General features: G+C 55.0%; 24 protein-coding genes. 11 read left to right on the top strand and 13 right to left on the bottom strand.

The window, feature by feature from the left end:
• Positions 1-118 precede the first annotated feature (118 nt).
• The gene (locus CU103_RS00795; RefSeq protein WP_106662024.1) at positions 119-838 is read left to right on the top strand and encodes a glycosyltransferase family 2 protein; all 720 of its coding nucleotides are present in this window, start codon (positions 119-121) and stop codon (positions 836-838) included.
• On the opposite strand, the gene CU103_RS00790 is transcribed toward CU103_RS00795, so the two are convergent.
• From CU103_RS00790 to CU103_RS00780, 3 genes are all read right to left on the bottom strand, one after another.
• On the bottom strand, positions 780-2,270 hold the full coding sequence (locus CU103_RS00790) for an ArnT family glycosyltransferase (protein WP_146147739.1): 1,491 nt from the start codon (positions 2,268-2,270) through the stop codon (positions 780-782). The two genes, CU103_RS00795 and CU103_RS00790, sit on opposite strands and share 59 nt — an antisense overlap.
• Positions 2,271-2,398: 128 nt before the next feature.
• Complete coding sequence (locus CU103_RS00785) at positions 2,399-2,563, bottom strand: DUF1328 domain-containing protein (protein ID WP_027231091.1); 165 nt, start codon at positions 2,561-2,563, stop codon at positions 2,399-2,401.
• Positions 2,564-2,652: 89 nt separating this feature from the next.
• Complete coding sequence (locus CU103_RS00780) at positions 2,653-3,447, bottom strand: response regulator (RefSeq protein ID WP_106662022.1); 795 nt, start codon at positions 3,445-3,447, stop codon at positions 2,653-2,655.
• Between the two features lie 191 nt (positions 3,448-3,638).
• Here CU103_RS00780 and CU103_RS00775 point away from each other — a divergent pair, with 191 nt between their 5' ends.
• On the top strand, positions 3,639-3,842 hold the full coding sequence (locus CU103_RS00775) for a NepR family anti-sigma factor (RefSeq protein WP_106662021.1): 204 nt from the start codon (positions 3,639-3,641) through the stop codon (positions 3,840-3,842).
• Positions 3,843-3,854: 12 nt separating this feature from the next.
• Positions 3,855-4,406: an RNA polymerase sigma factor gene (locus CU103_RS00770; RefSeq protein WP_106662020.1), complete on the top strand. Its 552-nt coding sequence runs from the start codon at positions 3,855-3,857 to the stop codon at positions 4,404-4,406.
• On the opposite strand, the gene CU103_RS00765 is transcribed toward CU103_RS00770, so the two are convergent.
• On the bottom strand, positions 4,389-4,799 hold the full coding sequence (locus CU103_RS00765) for a response regulator (protein ID WP_106662019.1): 411 nt from the start codon (positions 4,797-4,799) through the stop codon (positions 4,389-4,391). The genes CU103_RS00770 and CU103_RS00765 overlap by 18 nt on opposite strands.
• A gap of 141 nt (positions 4,800-4,940) precedes the next feature.
• Here CU103_RS00765 and CU103_RS00760 point away from each other — a divergent pair, with 141 nt between their 5' ends.
• Positions 4,941-5,696 carry a Crp/Fnr family transcriptional regulator gene (locus CU103_RS00760; RefSeq protein ID WP_106662018.1) on the top strand — a complete coding sequence of 252 codons (756 nt, stop codon included), beginning with the start codon at positions 4,941-4,943 and terminating at the stop codon, positions 5,694-5,696.
• A gap of 176 nt (positions 5,697-5,872) precedes the next feature.
• Positions 5,873-7,270 (top strand): sensor histidine kinase, encoded by a 1,398-nt coding sequence (locus tag CU103_RS00755; RefSeq protein WP_162707259.1) that lies wholly within the window; start codon positions 5,873-5,875, stop codon positions 7,268-7,270.
• 2 nt (positions 7,271-7,272) lie between these two features.
• On the opposite strand, the gene CU103_RS00750 is transcribed toward CU103_RS00755, so the two are convergent.
• Positions 7,273-7,494 (bottom strand): hypothetical protein, encoded by a 222-nt coding sequence (locus tag CU103_RS00750; protein WP_106662587.1) that lies wholly within the window; start codon positions 7,492-7,494, stop codon positions 7,273-7,275.
• Positions 7,495-7,642: 148 nt separating this feature from the next.
• Between CU103_RS00750 and CU103_RS00745 the strand changes: the two genes are divergently transcribed.
• Entirely contained in the window at positions 7,643-9,163 is a 1,521-nt protein-coding gene (locus CU103_RS00745) for a sensor histidine kinase (protein WP_106662016.1), read from the top strand.
• Here CU103_RS00745 and CU103_RS00740 read toward each other — a convergent pair.
• The 3 genes from CU103_RS00740 to CU103_RS00730 all read right to left on the bottom strand — a co-directional run bounded on the left by CU103_RS00740 (position 9,143) and on the right by CU103_RS00730 (position 10,405).
• Positions 9,143-9,520: a hypothetical protein gene (locus CU103_RS00740; protein WP_146147738.1), complete on the bottom strand. Its 378-nt coding sequence runs from the start codon at positions 9,518-9,520 to the stop codon at positions 9,143-9,145. The genes CU103_RS00745 and CU103_RS00740 overlap by 21 nt on opposite strands.
• Before the next feature lie 91 nt (positions 9,521-9,611).
• Positions 9,612-9,950: an ElaB/YgaM/YqjD family protein gene (locus CU103_RS00735; protein ID WP_106662014.1), complete on the bottom strand. Its 339-nt coding sequence runs from the start codon at positions 9,948-9,950 to the stop codon at positions 9,612-9,614.
• Between the two features lie 296 nt (positions 9,951-10,246).
• On the bottom strand, positions 10,247-10,405 hold the full coding sequence (locus CU103_RS00730; protein WP_106662013.1) for a DUF3309 family protein: 159 nt from the start codon (positions 10,403-10,405) through the stop codon (positions 10,247-10,249).
• 195 nt (positions 10,406-10,600) lie between these two features.
• Between CU103_RS00730 and CU103_RS00725 the strand changes: the two genes are divergently transcribed.
• From CU103_RS00725 to CU103_RS00710, 4 genes are all read left to right on the top strand, one after another.
• Positions 10,601-12,577 (top strand): AI-2E family transporter, encoded by a 1,977-nt coding sequence (locus CU103_RS00725; protein WP_106662012.1) that lies wholly within the window; start codon positions 10,601-10,603, stop codon positions 12,575-12,577.
• A gap of 265 nt (positions 12,578-12,842) precedes the next feature.
• Positions 12,843-13,034 carry a CsbD family protein gene (locus tag CU103_RS00720; protein WP_106662011.1) on the top strand — a complete coding sequence of 64 codons (192 nt, stop codon included), beginning with the start codon at positions 12,843-12,845 and terminating at the stop codon, positions 13,032-13,034.
• Between the two features lie 103 nt (positions 13,035-13,137).
• Positions 13,138-13,944, top strand: a complete 807-nt coding sequence (locus tag CU103_RS00715; RefSeq protein ID WP_106662010.1) for a transglutaminase-like domain-containing protein — start codon at positions 13,138-13,140, stop codon at positions 13,942-13,944.
• Positions 13,945-14,019: 75 nt separating this feature from the next.
• The gene (locus tag CU103_RS00710; RefSeq protein WP_106662009.1) at positions 14,020-14,262 is read left to right on the top strand and encodes a DUF768 domain-containing protein; all 243 of its coding nucleotides are present in this window, start codon (positions 14,020-14,022) and stop codon (positions 14,260-14,262) included.
• A gap of 4 nt (positions 14,263-14,266) precedes the next feature.
• On the opposite strand, the gene CU103_RS00705 is transcribed toward CU103_RS00710, so the two are convergent.
• From CU103_RS00705 to CU103_RS00690, 4 genes are all read right to left on the bottom strand, one after another.
• The gene (locus CU103_RS00705; RefSeq protein ID WP_106662586.1) at positions 14,267-17,515 is read right to left on the bottom strand and encodes an error-prone DNA polymerase; all 3,249 of its coding nucleotides are present in this window, start codon (positions 17,513-17,515) and stop codon (positions 14,267-14,269) included.
• 5 nt (positions 17,516-17,520) lie between these two features.
• Positions 17,521-18,966, bottom strand: coding sequence for a Y-family DNA polymerase (locus tag CU103_RS00700; RefSeq protein WP_106662008.1), 1,446 nt, complete (start codon positions 18,964-18,966; stop codon positions 17,521-17,523).
• A gap of 13 nt (positions 18,967-18,979) precedes the next feature.
• The gene (locus CU103_RS00695) at positions 18,980-19,765 is read right to left on the bottom strand and encodes an ImuA family protein (protein WP_106662007.1); all 786 of its coding nucleotides are present in this window, start codon (positions 19,763-19,765) and stop codon (positions 18,980-18,982) included.
• A gap of 84 nt (positions 19,766-19,849) precedes the next feature.
• Complete coding sequence (locus CU103_RS00690) at positions 19,850-20,278, bottom strand: Lrp/AsnC family transcriptional regulator (protein ID WP_106662585.1); 429 nt, start codon at positions 20,276-20,278, stop codon at positions 19,850-19,852.
• Positions 20,279-20,397: 119 nt separating this feature from the next.
• Between CU103_RS00690 and CU103_RS00685 the strand changes: the two genes are divergently transcribed.
• Complete coding sequence (locus CU103_RS00685) at positions 20,398-21,501, top strand: saccharopine dehydrogenase family protein (RefSeq protein WP_106662006.1); 1,104 nt, start codon at positions 20,398-20,400, stop codon at positions 21,499-21,501.
• Positions 21,502-21,568: 67 nt separating this feature from the next.
• Here CU103_RS00685 and CU103_RS00680 read toward each other — a convergent pair whose 3' ends face one another.
• Positions 21,569-22,819: an aminopeptidase gene (locus tag CU103_RS00680; RefSeq protein WP_162707258.1), complete on the bottom strand. Its 1,251-nt coding sequence runs from the start codon at positions 22,817-22,819 to the stop codon at positions 21,569-21,571.
• Positions 22,820-22,867: the final 48 nt, after the last annotated feature.

Raw genomic sequence — 22,867 nt, 5'->3', positions numbered from 1 at the left:
CGCAATGCTCTTGGTGGCATGAAATATCTCTGTCCACCTGTCCTCTTCCGATATAAGTGAATGTTCACCGGAAACGCGGCCATCTGCAAATGATTCACCGGTTCACAATGGTTTCAACATGACCGATCTGACAATTGTAATTCCCGTCCACAATGAATCCGGAAATATTGGCAGGCTGGTTGAGGAAATCAATTCAGCGCTGATATCCGGACCAGCCTATGAAATCATCGTCGTCGACGATGGTTCGATTGATGGATCGGCCGAGGAGGCGTTGAGGGCTGGCAATCATATCCGTGTGCTGCGCCACGCGAAACGCACCGGTAAATCACGGGCGCTTGTGACCGGGTTTCAGGCCGCAAAAGGACAATGGATAGCCACGCTGGACGGCGACGGACAAAATGATCCCACGGACATTGCGCGACTGTGGCCGCGCATACACAGCTCACAATCTGTCCTTTTTGCAGGTGTAAGGAAGCGGCGCAATGACGGCTTTGTCAAACTGCTTACGTCGAAATTTGCCAATTTCATACGCAAGCGCATGCTGAACGATGATTGCAGGGATACGGCGTGCGGGTTCAAAGTTCTGCCGTCCGAGGCTGCAAAGAATTTGCCCTATTTCGACAACATGCACCGTTTTCTGCCCGCGCTGTTACGGCGGGCCGGGCTGCAGGTCATTGAAGTAAGTGTTGAAGATCGCCCACGCCTGGCAGGTGTGTCCAAATACGGTTTCTTCGACCGGGCGGCAGTTGCGTTTCTGGATACAGTCGGTGTCTTCTGGCTTATCCGCCGTCACTCTGATCCGGTATCGGTAGTTGAGATGAATAGCGCTGGAAATTGAAGGTTCTCAGCTTGCCGCTGTAATTCCTTATTGGGGCGGTGACGCGCGTAACTGATCCGATTGGCTTCGCATCTTCGGGCAGATGCGCGCGGATATTCTCAGCGGTTGCATCGTCACCCTGCCAAACAAGCACGATGTCCCCGGCTTTCCCATCCCGTTCCGGCGGCCAATGAAGGAGTACGGCGACGTTGCCCGCATCGTCGGCGCGATTCGAAACAATCCGCGCAGGCGCGGGATTCTGGGCGTGAATGGCCTGGGCAACAGCATCGAAGGGAAAGTTGAACCGTTCAGTGCCAAAAAGCGCGATGCCTGTCATCGCGATGGGCGCCAGGACATAAAGGCTGCCGGCAATCGCGAGCAGGTTGCGTGCGCCGAGCACCTGCGGCAGGTATAGCGCCAGCAGGATCGCCGTGGGCGCCAGGATAGGCGCCATGTAACGTTCGGCAACCGAATGGTAGTCTGCGGCCACTACAAGTGTTGCAAAGGCCGCAAGCCCGATAAGTACGGTACGAAGCAGAAGTTTGCGTACGTCGGCGTCGCCATCGGGCTCGGGGCGCGGATGGTCACGTGTACGGCCAATAAGAAAGGTGATGACGGCGAATCCTGCCCACAGGAAGGTCGAGATCATAAGGCTGACAAGCCCATCAATTCCAAGATGGGGGAGATCGAAGGATTGCAGATAGCCAATCGGGTGACTGAGCTTGACCATCCTGCCAGCGGTTGCTGCCAACGGGGCGTTAAGGGAGGCAATCAGGACTGGGGCGAAGGCGGCCGCAAAGATGAAAATCGAAATCCACAATTGCCGCCGGAATAACTGGCGGCGAATAGCTGGAGTGATTGCCGCCGCAACAAGGAAACTAATGAGAAAAATGAAGAAGTTGTATTTCGCCAACGCGCCGGTTGCGGCCCAGACGCCAAGCCAGACAAAAGCGCTTTTATCCCGGCCAGAACGCAGAAGCGAAAAAGCATGAATGACGCCAATCGAGGCGGCAATGACCAGGATTGTGTGCGCCGTGGTTTGAATCGACATCCAGACAATTTGCGGCAGGAATGCGGATGCCGCCAAGGCCAGAATACCGGCACGATCGCCGGCCAGCCGCCGGGCCGTGTCAAAACAGAGCCAATGATAAAGACCAAGCAAAGAAATCCGGACAAGCGCTACGGCCAAAACCCAATTCCACCGGGTCAGTTCCAGCGCCGTCCGAACCAGCCAGTTATAGAGCGGTGGATGAGAGTTTCCGTAGTTCCAGGCCAACCCGACTTCGCCGACGAATTGCGCTTCGTCGATTTCCATGAATCGCGAAAGCCACAGGCGCAGGATAATAAGGATCGTGCAATAGATGACAATTGCGGCCGGTACCCTTCGGGCAAGGCCGGTCCAATTGATCATCGGGCCATCAAGTGAGGTAATGCTGAAGTTTCGCCAGAACACCTTGGGCCCCAGGTTTGTCGTTGTACGTGTGACCTACAACGAAAGCATCACGGGCCGCAATCCCAACTGCACCGCTCAAAGGAAAACCGCCGGCGTGGGGCCGGCGGTTTGGATCTTGTGGGGTGCGGTTATGCGCGTCGTATGATGCTGGCAATGAGAGATATCAGCAACAGCGCCAAGAACACGTAGAATATGATCTGAGCGATACCTGCGGACGCCCCGGCAATACCGCCAAATCCCAACGCACCTGCGACGAGTGCAATGATCAGAAAAATTACAGCGTAATAAAGCATTTATCATCTCCCTGTCTTGTCGGATTCGAAACGGATGTAACGCGGTTTGGTTCCCGGGCTAACGAAGAAGATGCATGAATGTTATTGTTTCATACTTTTGCCTTGCTGCTCTCCTTGAAGAACAAAGCCTGTGTGATAAGAGCCTTCACCATGTCTGGATTGAAGGGCTTCGTCACGAGAAACGTTGGTTCCGGCCGCTCGCCCGTCAGCAACCGCTCGGGGAACGCCGTGATGAAGATCACGGGGACCGCATCCAGACTAAGAATATTGTTCACCGCATCAATACCGGAGCTTCCGTCGGCCAACTGAATATCAGCCAGGATCATACTCGGACGGGTCGCAGAATAGAGGCTCAATGCCTCGTCGCGGGTGCGCGCAATGCCGACAACGCGATGGCCGAGGCTCTCAACCATATGCTCGATGTCCATCGCGATCAGAGGTTCGTCCTCAATGATCAGAATATCGGTAGCAATCTGTTTGGAAATTCCGACCGATGCCTCATCGAGCAGCGCATATAGCTCAGTTTCCGTGACTTCGAGAATCTCCATCGTTTCGGCTTGGCTGAAACCTTCGAGGCTGACCAGCAAAAAAGCCTGACGGGCTTTCGGCGCGATGACGGTCAGGTTCGCGGCCGCATGTTTTTCCCAGCCATACTCCGACTGCAATTCCAGCGGGCGAACATTGACTGAGTTGAAATGTTTGATCAGCAGCTTGTAAAGGCTGACCCGATCCGATGGCGTTTCAGGGAATAGTGAGACATCGGCTATGAGGATTTCCAGTGTTGCCGCCACATAAGCATCGCCGGAAGATTGAGAACCGGTAATGGCGCGGGCAAAACGGCGAAGGTAGGGTAGATGCGGGGCTATCCGGGTGGATAATGACATTATGAGGGGTTCCCTGTTCTCCGGTGGTCATTGAAGGTAGGTATTGGAGCCAATAATAAATGAGTTACGACCAGAAACACATTCGTAAAAAAAAAGTTCCCCGCAACGGAACTTTTCGTTGGATCAAGTATTGTGCTCATTAATGTGCCTTATGACCAACGCCGCGACGAACCACCAGCAAAGATTTTATAATGAACGCAAAAAACAATCCCTCTGACGCGCCTGAAAAGGCGCGGGTCCGTCGCCGCGATATCAAAAACGCTGAGACAGAAATTGGTCTGAAATTGCGTGCTCTCTATGCATCGGTACAGGAGGAGGAAATCCCGGCTCGTTTTCTGGATCTACTTGAAAAGCTCGATGAGGCTGAACGCAACCATGCGCATATGTCCAAATAAACAGGCCGCTGAATGGTACATGAATCGACTGATTTCAAAAGAGACCTGATCGCGTCGCTGCCCAAGCTCAGGGCATTTGCCGTCTCGCTGATTGGTAACCCCGACAGAGCCGATGATCTCGTGCAGGACACGATCATGAAGGCATGGGCAAAGCAGGATTCATTTGAACCTGGCACCAATATCAAGGCATGGCTATTCACGATCCTTAGGAATGAATTCTATAGCCAAATGCGCAAGCGCGGACGCGAGGTCCAGGATTCAGATGGCATTTTCACCGAACAACTATCTGTCCATCCCGCGCAATATGGCTCCCTTGACCTGCAAGATTTTCGCAAAGCGCTTGAAAAGCTCCCTGATGACCAGCGTGAAGCGATTATTCTCGTCGGAGCCTCGGGCTTTTCCTACGAAGAGGCTGCCGAAATTTGCTCGTGCGCTGTCGGAACCATCAAGAGTCGTGTTAGCCGTGCGCGGACGCGATTGCAGGAACTGCTCGAAGTCGAGGGGGAAGTGGACTATGGTCCAGATTCGATTGCCACGCAGGTAACATCAAACAAGTTCGCCTGAGGGGCCATTTTGCTTGGGCGCAAATTGATTGGCGCCGAGTGCCAAGCGGACCGCCTGCAGGATCTGGGTTTTCCCGTAAGGCTTTTCGACGACTGGAACGCCGGGAAAGCCGGTAATTCCGGATAGTTGCTGGTCATAGGCCGTGGTAAAGACAATCGGGATTCCGCTTTGCTGCAACAGGAAGGCTGCCTCCAGCGACGACAGGCCGCGGGCCTGGACCTCAAGGATGGCAATGTCACACACGGCATCGCTGTCAATCCAGCCAAGCAACTCGTCAACGGCCGATACCAGATGAACGGAACGTGCGCCGCATTCTTCCGCTATGCGCTCGAGTTCCAACCCTATCAGATATTCATCCTCCAGAACCAGAAGCCGCATGCCGATCAATCCCATGTCATCTGCTCCTTAAAAAGTTTTTATGCGCAGACCGACCAGGACGTGTCATTTAACTAAGACATACCAATTGCAAAGAAACTTACGGCAAATCACAGGCGACATGATAGCGTGCGCTGTGATCCAGAACTGAGCGGCCCAATGAAACCCACGACAGCATCGGCGGCACGGCAGTATCCCTGTGCTAAATGTCCGCTACAGGGCTTTCCGCACCTGCAGCCGCATGAAAAGGAAGAAGTGTCTTTCCTTTCCGAGTTCAAAACGGGGGAACTCGTTGCGGACGCCGGAACCACAGTTCTTGTGGAAGGCGCCAACAGTGCGCATCTGTTTACGGTGCTCTCCGGTTGGGGCTTTCGCTACAAGACGCTGGAAGACGGCCGCCGGCAAATCCTGAACTACGTTTTGCCGGGGGACCTGATCGGTCTGCAGGGATCCATTATGAAGGAGATGGCGCATTCAATTGAGGCGCTGTCACCGATGATCCTTTGTGTGTTCCAACGCGACAAGCTGCCAAATCTATTCCGCAGCTTTCCCAATCTCGCCTATGACATAACCTGGATTGCCTCACGCGAGGAGCAGATGCTGGATGAAATACTGTTGAGCGTGGGCAGGCGCACTGCAATGGAGCGAGCGGCCTATCTGTTCGCTTTCCTTTTCCAGCGCGCCAAATCGGTAGGGATGGTCAAGACCAACAAGTTGATAATACCGCTTAAACAACAACATGTTGCTGATACACTCGGCCTGTCCATCGTCCACACCAACAAGACACTGAAGAAGCTTTCCGTCCGCGGCGCCCTGCGCTGGCTTGACCGCGGGTGTGAAGTTCTTGATGAAAATGTGCTTCTGGAAATGTCGAAATGGCAGGGTTTGCCTGCTACGCCCCGACCATATATCTGAGGGCAGGACCTGTTCACAGGAACAACCATGGCGCCTGAAACGGCAAGAAGATGCGAGTAGAGGCGTAACCGTTTCCGGTCCTGAACCCAGCTTGCGGGCAGTTAAAGGATGCAATTGAAGGAGATTTTCTTGGCAAGATGGAGAATGATGATTTGCTGTGGTGGCAGAGAATTCAAATGAACCTCTCGCAACGGCCGTTGCGGGGCCTGGCGATCATCCTTTCGCTTGGCCTGATTATTGGATCGGCCGCTTCGACGATCATTTTGGCGCGCAGTTTCAACAACCAGATTGATGATGTCATCGCGACTTACCGGGTGCGCGAGCAGGCGTATAGTTCACTTGCCCTTTTGAACGAAGCCCATAGCAATCAACGTGGATTTCTACTGACCCAAGATACGGGCTTCCTCGATCTCTATAAAAACGCAACGGCAAGGCTCACCGAGAGTCTCAATACTCTAGGGGAAATGACGAAGGGCAATGCCCGGCAACAGGCCATGGCAACCCGAATTCATGATCTGGCAAAGGAAAAACAGGCAGCGGTCGAAGCGGCGATTGCGCTTGCCCTCAGCGGTAAGCGTGCTGATGCGCTGGCCTCTCTCGGACCCACATTTGGTATCGGTCAGCTGGATGAAATCAATAAGACCGTGAACAGTTTTCTCGGCGAAGAGGATCGCCGGCTGGTCGACCGAAACATCGCTATGAACAGTATGAGAAGCTGGCTCACGATAGCATCGGTCTCCTCTCTCGGGGGTGCGCTCATTCTCGCTTACATTCTTGCGAGCCGCACCAGGCGCTATGTGCGCAGGCTCGCGGAGGGTCAATCCGTCCTTCTGTCGGAAAAGTCGGTACTCGAGGAGATGGTGCGGGACCGCACGTCGGAACTGGAAAAGGCGATGCTTGTCGCGACAAGGGAAAGAGAGCGTGTCGAAACATTATTGCAGGATTCGGATCACCGCATTGGAAATTCACTGGCCACGGTTTCTTCTCTGCTCGGCATTCAGATGCGGGACGGCTCCTCGGAAGAAACCCGGGCGGCGCTAGGAGCTGCCCGTGATCGGATCCAGATGATATCCTCCGCCCACAGGCGGCTTCGGCTGGGAAAGGATCACGAGACCGTCCGGACAGACGAATATTTGCCGGACGTCATCGCCGATATCAAGGAATCCAATGCGCATGACCGCAAGATTGACATCCAGTCGGATCTGGCGCCGATAGAACTCAGCTCTCGTGACGCGACAACACTCGGCATCATCATTGGCGAGCTGACGATGAATGCCATTAAACACGCTTTTCCCGGCAAAAGATCAGGGCAAATCCATATAAACCTGGCGCCGGGAGAAAATGGAGTACTGAAGCTCAAGATCGCCGACACCGGAGTTGGGCTTCAAAAGAAACCGCGCAAACCTAGCGGCGCAGGCCTGGGAACGGTGATCGTCAATCAGCTTTGCCATCAGTTTGGTGGTTCGGTTAAGTACGCTGCCAATGGCGAAGGCGGTACAATCGTGACAGTCGATTTCCCCTCCTTGTCTGAGGTAAAGCCGCAGCAATCATTGGAACAAGATGCCGAAGGATGATTTCAGAGTGTTGCTGCGCCGGATGTGGAATGCTCGGCGTTCAATCGGTCGAGCGCCAATTCAATATCGCGCAGGTTTCTCGTCACGCCATCATCCGGATCCATGCCGCCCTCTGTCGCTGCCCGCTGCAAGCCACGCGCTTCGCTCAACAGTTCTTCCAGTTTGGCAATCTTCTCCGCTCTGCTCAGCCCGGAATCGGCAAGAATGTCGTTTGCTTCGAGCATGTCATCGTTCTCCATCTATCGCAGAGGGGAAACGTGGCTGGCGATTAAATGTTCCCGGCAAGGAACAATGCACAAGTGGTCGCGTTGATGACCGAAGACATGTAAACGGTCGGAGTAAGGACGGCTCACGAAGAGACGTCAGGTGGTCATGAGATCGAACGATATTCCCCAAGGTGCCTTGGTATTTCTAGCGGAGCCGTCTCGCCATGACGTTCTTTCGACCCTGAAATTGCTTGACGTTCAAGGGGACCGCGACCTGGACAATCTGGCAAAACTCGCACTTTCGATGTCGGGCAGTCAGATTGCACAAATCTCGTTGGTGGACGAGCGACGCAGCCAGATCCTGTCTCATGCCGGGGAATCTGGCGCGTTGAACATATGGGTCATCGAAGCGAGCGCACTTGCCGGCCCTGAGAAGAATTGTCTGGTGGTCCTAAACGCCGGCGAAGACGTGCGCTTTGCTGAAATCGATGCTGTTGCCCACACCCCGAACCTGCGGTTCGTTGCTGTGGCGCCGATTTACGTTTCAGACATGTGCGTCGGCACCTTGAGCGTGATGTCTAACGAACCGAGGACCGAATTCGGCCAAGCAGATCAGAGCCAGCTTTTGCAGCTCGCAAGTCTCGCGGCGGCTCTGATTGAGCTCAAACGCGATGCTCGCCTCGGAGCAAATTCGATCGCGACGCTGCACCGTGACGAAGACCAAGGCGCCATGGCTCTAGAGGTTGGCAATGTCGGCAGTTGGGTCTGGGATTTGCGAACCGGCAAATTCACAGGCAACCGCATGGCCTATACCATGCTCGGCTTAAGTCCAGACCATCCGGTCAACGGCGAAGATGTGTTCCGGGCAATGCATCCCGACGATTTTCCGGCGATGAAATCCGCGTTCACTCGGGCTCTTGTGCAAAATCAGGACTATGTGGGGGAATTCCGCGCTGCTTCGTCCGGCCAATGGCTGCTTGGTCGCGGGCGCATTTTCGAGCGGGATGCCGCGGGAAAGCCGATCGTGGCCGTCGGTGTGAACATAGATATCACCGAAACAAAGAATGCGGCGGAAAAGACCCGCCTCCTTTTGCGGGAGCTAAATCACCGGGTCAAAAACACACTGGCAATGTTGCAGTCGCTGGCCAGGCAGACGCTGAACCGCTCGTCAGATCCGGCCGAGTTCATGGAGGCGTTCTCGGGGCGTTTACGCGCCATCTCTGAGGCTCACACTCTGCTTTCTGATCGGGAATGGAGCGGGATCAGTCTGATCGACCTGATCGCCAGACAGGTAGAGCCTTATGCCATCCATGATCCGAAGCAAATCGAGCTTACTGGAGAAGATATGGTGCTGCCGCCGGATCACGCTCTGGGGCTCGGCATTGCATTGCATGAACTCGCTACGAATGCGGCGCGGCATGGCGCACTTTCCGTTGCCGGTGGCCGCGTGCGCGTGTCCTGGCAGGTGGAAGCTGGTCTCAACGCGTCGCGCGTCGTTATCCACTGGATCGAGGCCAATGGACCCAAGGTGCTGCCGCCGGATGCCCGGGGGCTCGGCGAACGATTGATCGAGCGCAGTCTGGACAAGGTGCTGTCGAGCAGCGTTAGATTGAGCTATCCTGAAACCGGCCTGGAAGCGTTGATCTCCATGCCGATAGGGGACACCTCAAATACCGTCGCCCGATGACGAGTCATCCACCGGGCGGCGCTTTTTCTTTTTTGTCAGCAGGGAAAGGCCACTAAACGCGATGACCGGTACTGCCAGCATGAGCAGACCCCTTGAACGCAGTACCGCAGGCGCCGCCGCCAAAGCGGCTATGGTCAGAAGTGCCGAGGTGTCGATTTTTGCGCGTTCACGCTGACGCTTCCGGGCAGCGGCGTCAGAAATCTTCATGATGATATAGATGGTAATTGCCAATCCAAATGCACAGCCCGCCAGAATGAGAGCCGAGTGCATTTCTCCGTATCGCTCAGCAAGAACGATGTAAGCCGCGAGCAGCAAAAAAATCGTGCCGATCGCTGCCAAAATGGCAATCGCGGTCATGAAAATCGCGCTGCGTTTGGCCCGGCTGACAGCCAAGCCAACTTCGCCGGCCGCCAGGCTGGTAAGAAGGGGGGTCAATAGTTTCAGCATGTCAGCGACGGGCGATCAGGGCCAGGAGAAAACCAACCCCGGCAGCGACCGCCAGCGTGGTCAATGGATTTTCTCGAACGGTCTCCACTAGCTGGTCTTCAAGCTCACGCGCCTGCGAGCGGATGTCTTCGAAGGTTTCTTCGCCCCGTACTTTTGCCGCTTCATAGGAACTTGCCGCACTGCGCGTTGCGTCCTTCGCGGAATTCTTGCCGATTTTGGCGAGGGTCGCTGCAATATTCGCAATGTCTTCCTTCAATGCAGCAACTTGCGCTTGCAAATCAGGGTTATTGTCAGTCGCATCATCGACTGCCTTGCGAACTTTCGAAGAGACAGTGGCCATGGGAAGAACTCCTTGATAAAACAGGGATATACGGTTGCGAAACGCGGATTCCGACCATTTGTTCCATGCAATGCAGGCAGTCGCAAGTTTGCGATCGGACGATTTTATTCAGACGCCGGCTAGAGGCCGGCGCTGCAGGTTTGGGCACGACCCTCAAGACAGATAGCCGAGCAGCCACAGAATAAGAATAATCGGAAGCGGCAAACCGATGAGCCAAAGCAAAACACCACGCATCATCTTAGAAAACTCCTTTTTCACATCGATCCCGAAAGTTGTCGGGTTTGTAGAAACACTTATCAGATACGACCCATCAGCAGCAGTATCAGAAAGATCACCAGTACGACGCCGAGCAGACCAGAAGGACCGTAGCCCCAATTTCTGGCATGCGGCCAAGTCGGGAAAGTACCGATCAACGCCAGAATGAGAATAATGATCAGTATTGTTGTAATGGGCATTATTTCCTCCCTCTCGTGAGAAAATCCACTGTGGCGAAACACGCGAAATGAAATTTGGTTCCAGCAGTGCGCCGGGACGCCTGCCAGGCACAACACGGACATGCCGACCCCATGCAACCAAACTGAGCCGACTTCGTTCCTGTCGCGGGTTTCAACGGAGATGGATTTCCATGGGTTTCATAGCGGGGGATTTTCATGCCTTCTGAGAATGTCGGAGGGAAGCTGCCGCGTGCTGTCGAGCGGGTAACCCAGAAGTCCTCAGTCTATCCGCAGCCTGCGGCGGATGCGAGCAGTGGTACCCAGTTCCCCCCAGTCGTCGTGGCAATTGCGATTGTCACGGCGCTCTATTTTGCGCGGGAGGTCTTCGTACCCCTGGCCCTGGCTCTGCTGCTAACTTTCGCCCTTTCACCGTTGGTCACCCGGCTCCATCGCTCCGGCGTGCCGAAAGGTGTGGCCGTTATCAGCGTGGTTGTGATGGCGTTCCTGGTTATTTTCATTTTTGTCAGTATCGTGATCAGCCAGCTTACCGTGCTGGCGCAGAATCTGCCGAGCTATCAATACAACATCGAGACGAAGATCCGCACCATCAAGGACGCCCAATCCGGGAACAGCATTTTCGACCGGGGCGCGCGCATGTTCAAGCGGCTTAGCGAGGAGATCGGCCGCTCCGATGAGGTCGAGCGATTCAACATCGATGACGGCGCTAGCAAGGACCCGAACCCGCAGCGACAACCTCCACAGAATGTTGAATCGCAAAGGAAGCCAGCGCCTCCCCTGCGCGAGCAGGACCCGAACAAGCCCGTCCCTGTCGAGATTCGGTCTCCGCCACCCGATCCGCTGAGCATCCTGCAGACATTCGCGGGACCACTGATCCAGCCACTGGCGACGATCGGCATCGTCATAGTCGTCGTCATCTTCATGTTGATGCGGCGGGAAGATTTGCGCGACCGTTTCATCAGGCTGGTTGGGGCAAGCGATATACACCGCACCACGACAGCGCTGCACGATGCGGGAAAACGCGTCGGTCAGTATCTCCTGATGCAACTGATCATCAATATCAGCTTCGGCGTGCCGATCGGGATTGGACTTTGGTTCATTGGCATACCCAACCCCATGCTGTGGGGCATGCTGGCGATCGTGCTGCGCTTCGTGCCCTACATTGGACCGATTATCGCAGCATTTTTCCCAGTGGTCTTATCGCTTGCGGTCGATCCCGGCTGGATGCTTCTGCTCTGGACCGTGGCGCTTTTCATCGTTCTAGAACTGATCAGCAACAACATCATGGAACCGCTGCTTTACGGCTCAAAGACTGGCCTTTCACCCGTGGCCATATTGATGGCTGCGATCGTCTGGACCTGGATTTGGGGACCTATTGGCCTCATTCTTTCAACGCCGCTGACAGTCTGTCTCGTTGTCCTTGGGCGGCATGTGCCAAAGTTCGAGTTTCTGGATGTTTTGCTCGGCAACGAACCGGTATTGCTGCCGCCCCAACAGCTGTATCAACGGCTCTTGTCAGGTGATCCGGATGAAGCGACTGAGAAAGCGGAGGAATACCTGCAATCATCAACAGTCTTGGACTATTACGCCTCTGTTGCCATTCCAGCGCTGTCTTTGGCCGAATATGACAGGGGAAGAGGCGTGCTCGATACACCGCGCCTTCGCCGCGTCGCGCAAAGCATGATCCTGCTGGTCGAGAACCTGTCCGATCATCGCGATATTGAGGACGAAGAAGAAGGCGACCCTGAAGAAAAAGTCAAAAAGAGTGCAGCCGAGAGCAGCAAGCGCAAAGCAGAAGAACCGAAAGCCGTTATTTCAGCTGGAGGGCGCGGTGACCTCGACGATGCTGCGGCGGTTGTCGTCGGCGACATTCTTGAGCGCCGGGATGTTGATGTCCGCGATATTACCCATGATGAGCTTGAAGCGGTCAATATCGGCAAACTCGATCTTACTGGCGTCAGTGCGATCTATGTGAGCTATCTCAATACATCCTCCGTGGCCCATGCCCGCTATCTGGTGCGGCGCCTCAGACGGCGCAACGGGCGTATCAAGATCATCGTTGGTTTCTGGTCGGAAGATGGTGAAAAAGTAGATGGTGAAAAGATCGTCGGATCAACCCGCAACTGCCATTTTTCCACATCGATCGAGACTGCGGTCGGGCAGATCTGCGAATAGGAGCATCATCGATTTCTGCATGTTGGATGAGCATTCTTTTTTGGCGGAACCAAGCGGAGTCTGTCACGTTTCCCTGAGGCTGATCGAGCGTTGATCGGCATACAAGACCCGGTGCCTGTTCCCCCGTGGGTACCGGGTCGCTTTGAATTTTTTTTGCTAAAAACTATGTTATTTCAACATGATGCGAGAGACTGGCTTGGTGGAACCAAAGGTCGTGAGGGTCGTTTAGACCGGGTACCATCGAAGCATTCGAGGAGTTTAGCCCATGGGAAGTACAAGTGACAAAGTTTCCGGCGCCGCAAATAAGGCTGCCGGTACCATCAAGCAGGCCGCAGGTAAAATGACCGGTTCGAAGAACATGCAGGCCAAAGGCAAAATGCAGGAAATCAAAGGTGAAGCACAGCAGGCCAAAGGCAAGGCCAAGGATGCTGTGAAAAAGGTTGTCGATAGGGCCTGATCCCTTTGACACTGTCCAAACTTAACCGGTCCGTCTCGGACCGGTTGCTTTTTGTCCAATAGTCTGTCGTGCTCACTTTTTCAGTTTCAAGAAGGAACGATCTATGAGGATCAATGTGGGGTGTGAACTGACTTTCGAGTTTGCGCAGGAGACACCTCTGGTTGCCATTTTGAACGTGCATCATTCACGGTTTGCGGATTTGGAGGGTGTTGAAATATTCCACGCCACATTTGGCTCCAGCGTCGACGGATATCATGACCAGTTTGGGAATTGGTGCAATCGCATTCTCGCTGCGCCTGGTATCTTCACCTGTTCGACAAATGCGGTTGTGGTTGACAGTGGTCTACCCGATCCTGTCGCGCTGGAGGCTGTTCAGCACCGTGTGCAGGACTTGCCCCACGAAACTCTCGTTTACCTCATGGGCAGCCGCTATTGCGAAACCGATTTGCTGAGCGAGGAAGCATGGCGATTGTTCGGCAATGTTCCCGAAGGTTGGCAGCGTGTCCAGGCAGTATGCGACTTCGTGCACAACCATATCGTCTTTGGCTACGAACATTCCAATCCAACGCGCACCGCATCGTCGGGATATTTCGAAGGGCGTGGCGTATGCCGCGATTTCACCCATCTCGCGGTGGCTTTTTGCCGATGCCTGAATATCCCAACACGCTATTGTACTGGATATATTACCGATATCGGCATACCCTTGCCGCACGCGGAAATGGACTTTTGCGCATGGATGGAGGTTTATCTCGGTGGTCAATGGCACACCTTCGATCCACGCAACAACCAGCCGCGTATAGGCCGGATCAAGGTTGCGCATGGGCGCGACGCGGCGGACGTGCCTCTGACAAATATATTTGGTCCAAATCTTCTGACGAATTTCAAGGTTTGGGCCAGAGAGGCTGTCTGATCAGGCGATTTTCGCAACCTTCTTCGCTTCCGATAGTTTCGTCCGGGAGAGATTGGCTAGGCCAAGGAGGAAAATATGAGCCAAAGAGCGATCGACTTCGTCAACAATTGGATCTCTACCCATGTGGACGCCAGCCGTCCGGCGGATATGGCACATCATGACCGGCGGCCAAAACAACTGGCTGCGAAGTGTGCAGCAGATGCGGAAGCAGCAGGTATTTCGATATCCGAAATCAAAGACGGTCTGGGCGATCTCGAAATCTGCATGATCACAGCGATTGACAGAGCGGCGCTGGCCAAGGAGAGCAAGCAGGCTTGAGACTTCAATGAAAATCCCGTGATTTCGGTAGAATACGCACCTTGCGAGGATGAGTGCCTCTCGGCTCATCCGCAACGGGATGAGCGACTTCGTCGCTGCGAGCTAACGGCAAAGTGGGATGCTGTTCTGACAGTCGGGAAAGATCACCTGTGCGGTCAACAAGCTTTCTGGCCACGATGTGCACGACATTTTCGGCGCTTTGAACCGTACCTTCGATCAGGATCAGGCGTGATCCCATGACTTCCTTTCGATATCTTTCCAGCAGCTTTGACCAGACCACTATGTTGGCGATGCCTGTTTCGTCTTCGATAGTCATGAAGACGACGCCCTTGGCACTACCAGGTCTCTGACGAACCGTGATCACGCCGGCAAGCTTTACCCGCCGGTTATTCCCCAAGCTGTTTGCCTGCCTGCAGGTGGATACATTTTCCGCGATCAACATCTTGCGAAGGAACTGCATGGGATGGCCCTTGAGTGAAAGGCGTGTCGATTCATAGTCGGCCACCACGTGCTCGGACATTTTCATCTGCGGCAATCTGGTCTCGGCTTCCTTTGCCAGTTCATTGGTTTCCGCAACCTGGAAAAGCGGAAGGGTTTCATTGTCGGGAAAACGCCGAACCGCCCAAAGTGCTTCGCGGCGGCCGATATCGAGCGATTGGAACGCATCGGAATCCGCGAGAAGGACAAAGGCTCGCCTTCCAAGCCTTGTCAGGCGGCGCAATTCTTCAATAGCGGTATAAGGGCGATCACGTCTGGCACAAATTTCCTCTGCCCAGACTTTTGAAAACCCCTCGACCTGACGAAAACCGAGACGTAAAGCAAGCTTTGCAGGATGGACGCGTTCCAGTGTGTTGTCCCATTCGCTGAAATTGATGTCTACGGGCCGCACCTCGACACCATGTTCTCGTGCATCACGAATGATCTGCGCCGGAGCGTAGAAACCCATGGGCTGCGAATTCAGCAATGCCGCCGCGAAGGCCGCCGGATGGTGGCATTTGATCCAGGAAGAAATGTAGACAAGGATGGCGAAGCTTGCCGCATGGCTTTCAGGGAACCCATACTCGCCGAAGCCCTTGATCTGGTTGAAACAATTCTCGGCAAAGCTCCGCTCATACCCCCGGCGAACCATCCCCTCCACCATTTTTTGCTCCATCTGATTGATCGTGCCAACACGACGGAAAGTAGCCATGGCTCGTCGCAACTGATTGGCTTCATCGGGCGTGAAACGAGCGGCATCAATGGCGATGCGCATGGCCTGTTCCTGAAACAGCGGCACGCCCAGTGTTCGCCCGAGGACATTTTTCAATTCATCCTTGTCGCCATGTTCAGGGGAGGGTGAAGGATAATGGACCGGCTCCTTGCCGGATCGCCGCCTCAAATAGGGATGGACCATATCGCCCTGAATCGGGCCAGGACGCACAATGGCGACCTCGATCACCAGATCGTAGAATTCCCTTGGCCTCAGACGGGGCAACATATTCATTTGAGCCCGGCTTTCCACTTGAAACACCCCAAGAGAATCTGCCTTGCAAAGCATGTCGTAAACTCGCGGGTCATCCTGTTTGACTGTCGCCAGTTCGTAGCGTTCACCTCCGTGGAAGTGGATGAGATCAAAGGCTTTGCGGATGCAGGTCAGCATGCCGAGCGCCAGAACATCCACCTTCATGATGCGAAGTGCGTCGATGTCATCCTTGTCCCATTCGATGAAGGACCGATCTGCCATTGCTGCCGGACCTATGGGAACGGTTTCGTCGAGCCGCTGCTGGGTCAGGACAAAACCGCCGACATGCTGGGACAAATGCCGGGGAAAGCCTATCAATTCGGTCGCCAGTCTGACGGCACGTCGTATCATGACATTCTCGGGATCCAGCCCTGCCTGACGCACCTCCTGCTTTTCTACAGTCGTTCCCCAACTGCCCCAGACTGTATTGGCAAGTGCAGCAGTGACATCCTCGGTCAGTCCCAAAGCCTTGCCCACATCGCGGATAGCGCTCCGGGGACGGTAGCTGATAACAGTAGCCACAATGGCTGCACGCTCACGCCCATAGCGCCTATAGACCCATTGCATCACCTCTTCGCGCCGTTCGTGCTCGAAATCGACATCGATATCAGGTGGTTCCTTGCGCTCAGCGGAGAGAAAGCGCTCAAAAAGCAGGTTGCTTTTGCTGGGATCAACAGCGGTAATCCCGAGGCAATAGCAGACAGCGGAGTTGGCTGACGAACCTCGCCCCTGGCACAGGATATTCTGCGAGCGGGCAAAGATAACAATGTCATAGACCGTAAGGAAATATGGTGCATATTGCAGCGTTTCGATCAGTGCGAGTTCTTTTTTTAGAAGTTCGCCGACCTTATCCGGGATGCCTTCCGGGTAGCGTTTTGCAGCACCTTTCCATGTCTCATCAATCAGATGCTGTTGGGGCGTCTTTCCGGGAGGCACCGGCTCATCTGGATAGTCATATTTCAGCTGGTCGAGAGAAAAATGGATCGGCTCAACGAAACGCGCCGTTTCCAGAACTGCGGCGGGAAAATGCCTGAAGAGACGCCCCATTTCATCGGGTGATTTCAAATGCCGTTCCGCATTCTTTTCCAGCCTGCGCCCGGCCGTATCGATAGTGACGTGCTCGCGGATGCAGGTCAGCACATCCTGAAGCGGCCGTCGGGCCGGCGTATGATAGAGCACATCATTGAGGGCAAGGAGAGGAACATTGGCACCTGCAGCAAGGCGGGCCAATCGTTCGCCGTGGCGCCTGTCTGCCCCCCTATGCGGCATGGCGAGGCCAAGCCAGACAGCTCCCGGTGCTGCGAGAGAAAGTTTCTTGAGGAACGAAGCAAGATTTTTATCTGCATTGGCAGGTGCCATAACTGCAATCTGAAAATCTTTGGCACGAAACAGGAAATCCTCGAATATTAGATGACATTCGCCCTTGATGGCGGCACGCGTCTTCCCTTCGCTCAAAAGACGGCACAGCTGGCCATAGGCAGCGCGGTCGCGCGGATAGACCAGCAGGTCTGGCGTATCGTCAATAAAGACAAGCCTGCACCCAATGAAGAGATTCAACCTTATTCCGGCTCTTTCATTGAGCTCCTTATGCGCCGTATAGGCCCGCACAACGCCTGCAAGAGTGTTGCGATCAGCGATGCCGATACCGCTGAGACCAAGAAGGGCAGCCGTTTGCACCAGTTCTTGCGGCTGGGATGCGCCTTCAAGAAAGGAAAAATTACTGGTGACAGCAAGTTCAGTGTAATCCGGCATCGCAATCACGCAAAAAGCCCATGCAGATACCAACGCGGGTTTGGGTTGCCCCGCTCATGCAATCCTTCACGGAACACCCAGAAGCGTTTCCCGGAACTGTCCTCCAGCCGGTAATAATCCCTAGTCAGTGCGCCCGCATGTTCGCGCCACCATTCTGGCGCTATACGCTCCGGCCCTTCGGCAAGAACGATGGTGTGCCGAACCCGGCGCCAGACAAACTGCGCTGGTGCCGCGTCGGGGAGTTCAAAGATTGCATCGATCCGCTCGGGTGGCTCAAATAGCCTGATGGGACGCTCCGGTGGGTTTGCCAAGTGATGATCCGCCACCCATTCGAGCGGTGAGTTCTGTTTTGCCTTTACAGCGGGTTCAAGCGAAACGGCGCGTTCGGGAATGTGCGTGTCGGCAGGAACAGCGCGAAGAACACGGGCGTTGCCAAGCCGTATGGATAGCCGGTCGACAAGGGTGTTGATTTCTTCTGTTTCCTGCGCCCGGTTGTCGAGACTTTTTTGAATGGCTTGACTTCGCTCGGTCCGAACTGCGGCAAGCCGGAGAATGTCAAAACCATAACCGGCATCGAGCGGATCGCTGAGTGTGGAGAGTCGCTCCTTCAGCAATCGCAGGAGGGTCTTCGTCCCGGTTATGGGACGTCCGGTCTGAATGCTGATACGGCGCACGTTACCGTCGGCGCGGAAGAAACTTGCTTCGACCTCGCGTGCTCCTTCGACTCGCTGCTGCAGACACCGGAAGAGTTCCTCGCTCAAGGAAAGAAGTATCTGTTCGACGGCATCCATGACGATAAGCGGTTCTGCCAGACGCCGCTCAACCATACAAAACGGTACGATACGACGGGGGGAGATTGGTTCGCTGGCCCTGCCGAACAGTGCATCGAGACGATTCACCAGTCGTGCGCCGAAGCGAGCAGTGAGAGCAGCACGCGGTAGAATCACCACATCACCCACACTTCGCAAGCCCGCGCGTTTGAGTCCTGCCAGATGACTTTCCTCAATCTCGAGGCTGTGAAGCGGCAAGGCGAATAATCCAGGCTCTTGATCATTCTCGCTGAAAATGCCGCCTGGCGAATAACGGGCGAGTGCTCTTGCTGCTGCCGCGCTGGTAGCAAGCGCGCTGCGAACAATCATGCCACGCTGATGAAGCCGCTTGTGCATATCCTTTAAAAGAGAAATTTCATCACCAAAAAGATGGATACAGCCGGTCATGTCGAGAATGATGCCATGCGGCTCATCAATCGCGACAAGGGGAGTATAGCGATCGCACCAGTCGGCAATGCTATCCAGAAGCGCTGCATCCTTGCGGGGCGAAGCAAAGGCGATATCCAGGTGCTCAAATTGCGCGCGCGCATCGGTCAGAGCCATGCCCTTGTAGAGACCTGCCTTGGAGGCTCTTTCATCGACAGCGGTCAGCCGCAGTGTGTTGGCGAGTTTGTCCACCACGATCAGGTGCTGGTCAGTATGGCCGCGCCCAGGATTTTCGCGTTTGAGGCGGTCGGTGGGCAGATGTGGAAACCACAGTGCCAGAAACCGGTTGGATCTGTCTGAAAACATGATCATCACTCTCCCATTGCAGGGTCCAATGGCCTGTCATGCCTTGCCGGTTACGAATGAGTGTGGCGTCGAATGCCGGATATCCCGGTGCATTGGCGCCACTCGATTGTGAGGGCGCGGCGCGGATCAGCCAGCGCGTGATCGCTGCATTTTCACTTGGGCTGGCGCCGAGCCGCAGAAGAAAGGCGGGAACATCTGTCTGCTGCGCTGTCAGCAGCAATTTTCGTGATGCAGTAAGATCCAGGCACTTCGGATTGCTCCATGGGGCAATGATGACGGCGCCAGTGCCACGAATGCCGAGACTGTCCGAGGCGGTTTTCAAAACATCCTGCGGTGATGCGCAACGCACGATGATGAGACGCCGCGGATCAAGGCCGATATTCTGCAAACCAGGTGCGTAGGGGAAACCATGTTCCTGTGCGGTAAAATCTTCTTCAACCCATACAATGGGGCTTTGATCAGCGGAGGCGCGCAGGGCAAGGGCAATAACAAATCCCGTTGCAGCGCCAGCATCGCCCGCTTCATCAGCAAAGATTTCATGCACGCCGCCGCGCTGCAGGCCATCACGGAAGACGTGGTCAATGGCATCGTTTCCGAAATCAAAGGCGGAGCGATGCGCCGCTAGCACATTCTGCTCACTGAGAGACGCAATGTCGCGCCTCAACGCCGCAAGATCGACGGTTGTCACCACGGTATCCCTTTAATGTTCATGATATGTTCTATTATGGAATCCAATGGAGGTAAGAGTCAAGCATACTCAAGGCTCAAACTTTTAGCGGTTGATGCGGGTGGAGAGGATAATCGACGACATGGTGCGCTCGACCCCTTCCAGTGCGCCGATCTCATCAAGCAATTTGTCTAATTCCTGGATGGATGGCGCTTCGACGATGACGATCATGTCGAACTGGCCACTGATCGAATGCAAGGTCCGGACCCAGGCGATTTTCCGCAAAGCCGCTTCAACCTTGGTTGCCAATTTCGGCAAGGCGGTCACCAGTACATGTGCCTTGACCAGGTTCTGTTCATACTCCGGCGATAGCTGAACGCTATATCCCCGGATCATGCCACGTTTTTCCAGCCGCTCGATGCGGCTTTGCACGGTAGTACGCGACAGGCCAAGTTTGCGCGCGAGGTCTGCTGTCGACGCTCTGGCGTTCTCGCGAAGCAGGGAAAGCAGGGAATGATCGGCTTCCGTCAGCATTGTGACAAGTCCATTCGGCATATTAGTTAAATTTAGGGCGTTATATCGTCAGTCTATATGCTTCATTTCGCCGAAACAATCTGCGAATTTCATATAAGTTTTATTTCCAGGGGAATCACATGAAAGAGATCGTTGTTGTAGGGGCAGGAAAAATCGGCGGGACGATTGCCAATCTTCTTGCGAACACCGGAGATTATCACGTCACCGTCGTGGACCGGGCACAAAGTCAGCTCGAGGCGCTTGAAATTTCTTCTGTTGTTGCGACAAGACAGGTCGAAATCGCAGAAGCTGGCGCGCTTGAACAGGTTCTCGACGGCAAGTTTGCCGTGCTCAGTGCTGCGCCTTTTCATCTGACCACCCGTATCGCCGAAGCAGCCGCCAAGTCCGGCGTGCACTATCTCGATCTAACCGAAGATGTGGCGAGCACACGCATCGTCAAGCAGCTTTCGGCTACGGCAAAGACTGCCTTCATCCCCCAGTGCGGTCTGGCGCCAGGTTTCATCTCGATCGTCGCCAACGATCTGGCCAAGCGCTTCGATACGCTCGAAAGCGTCCGCATGCGCGTCGGCGCACTGCCGCAATATCCATCGAATGCACTCAACTACAATCTGACCTGGTCGACGGACGGCGTCATCAACGAATATTGCGAGCCCTGCGAAGCCATCGTCGACGGGGAATTGACCGAAGTGCCGCCGCTGGAGGAACGCGAGGAATTCTCGCTCGACGGCGTGACCTATGAGGCATTCAATACGTCCGGCGGCCTTGGAACATTGTGCGAAACATTGCTCGGCAAGGTGCGCACGCTCAACTATCGCACTATCCGCTATCCAGGCCATGCCGCCATCATGAAAGCCCTACTGAACGATCTTGGCCTGCGTGACCGCCGCGATGTGTTCAAGGATATTCTGGAAAACGCTTTGCCATCGACCTTGCAGGACGTTGTCGTGATTTTTGTTACGGTCAGTGGCCGCAAGAAGGGCCGCCTGCTGCAGGAAACCTATGCAAACAAGGTCTATAGCGGCCATATTGGCGCGCAACTCTATAGCGGCATCCAGATCACCACTGCATCGGCCATCTGTGCCGTGCTCGACATGCTGGCAAAGGGCGACCTGCCGCAGCAGGGCTTCATCAAGCAGGAAGATATCGCCCTCGACGCGTTCCTCGCCAATCGCTTTGGTAAAGCCTACGCCCAGGCAGAATCAGCAGGACGTCTCGTCGCCTGACAATCGGCCGAAATGACCAATCGCCACCGCTTCTGCGGTGGCGATTTATTATGCTTTGAATAGTAACTTAGACCCATTCGCCCTTGCGCATTACCGGAACCGGCGAACCGTCCTTGTTGATGCCATCGACGTCGATTTCCCCGGAGCCAATCATCCAGTCGATGTGAATGAGGCTCCTGTTGCCGCCGCGCGCCGCGACTTCACCGGGCGAAAGCTCGCCACCATTGATGAAGCACTTCGAATAGCACTGGCCGAGCGCGATATGACTGGCTGCGTTCTCATCGAACAATGTGTTGAAGAACAAGAGACCCGAGGCCGAAATCGGCGACGAATGCGGGACAAGCGCAACTTCCCCGAGACGCCGAGCACCTTCATCCGTGCCGAGGACCTTGTTGAACACTTCCTCACCGCGCGTCGCCTTTGCCTCGACGATCTTGCCGTCCTCGAAACGCACCTTGATGTTCTCTATCAATGTGCCCTGGTGCGAGAGCGGCTTGGTGCTGGACACATGGCCATCGACGCGCAGAGCGTGCGGCGTCGTAAAAACTTCTTCGGTCGGGATGTTCGGGTTGCAGGTGATACCGTTCTTGGCGACGGAAGCGCCGCCGTGCCATTCATGTTCATCCGCAAGGCCGACGGTGAGATCCGTACCTGGCCCCGTGAAATGCAGGGCCGAGAATGTCCGTGCGTTCAACCATTCTGTCCGCTTGCGCAAGGCTGCATTGTGCTCTTGCCAAGCGCTAACCGGATCGTCGATATCCACACGCGAGGCAGCAAAGATCGCGTCGGCCAGCATGGTGACGGCAACTTCCGGTTCCTGATCGGGAAACACCTGCTTCGCCCAGGATGGATTCGGATACGAAACGATATTCCAGTTGATGTCAAAACCGGCGATTTTCTCTAGCGCAGGTTGATAGGCTTTCGACTGCGCCTTGTTGGCGCGAGAAACCTTTTCGGGGTCCTCCGAAGCAAGCAGCATCGGATTGTCGCCAGCAACGGCGAGTCGGGCCGTATTAGCGGAGAAAGCCTTGGCCATACCCTCGTAGAGCCAGCCGACGGAGCGGTCGAAACTGTCATCAGGCGCGTTGCGATAGCGCATCACGGTTGCTTCTTCATCACTGTACAGGGAAGTCACGAGGCCCGCGCCGGCTTTGTAGGCGTGTTCTGTGATCCGGCGCACCAGCGGCAGTGCCGCAAGCGGGGCGGTGATGAGAAGGTCTTGTCCAGGTTGCAGCTGCAGGCCAATCTTGACCGCGACCTCTGCAAGGCGATCGAGTTTGACGGGATCGACGGAGGGGATTCGTGGGGATGAAGTCATTGGAAAATCCATGCTGGTCAATGAAACGATGGCGCAGCATAGAGCCGG

Source organism: Phyllobacterium sophorae, from assembly GCF_003010965.1.
Taxonomy (GTDB): domain Bacteria; phylum Pseudomonadota; class Alphaproteobacteria; order Rhizobiales; family Rhizobiaceae; genus Phyllobacterium; species Phyllobacterium sophorae.
The sequence above is the reverse complement of the archived record's forward strand: the minus strand, read 5'-3'. Positions and strand labels throughout refer to the sequence as shown.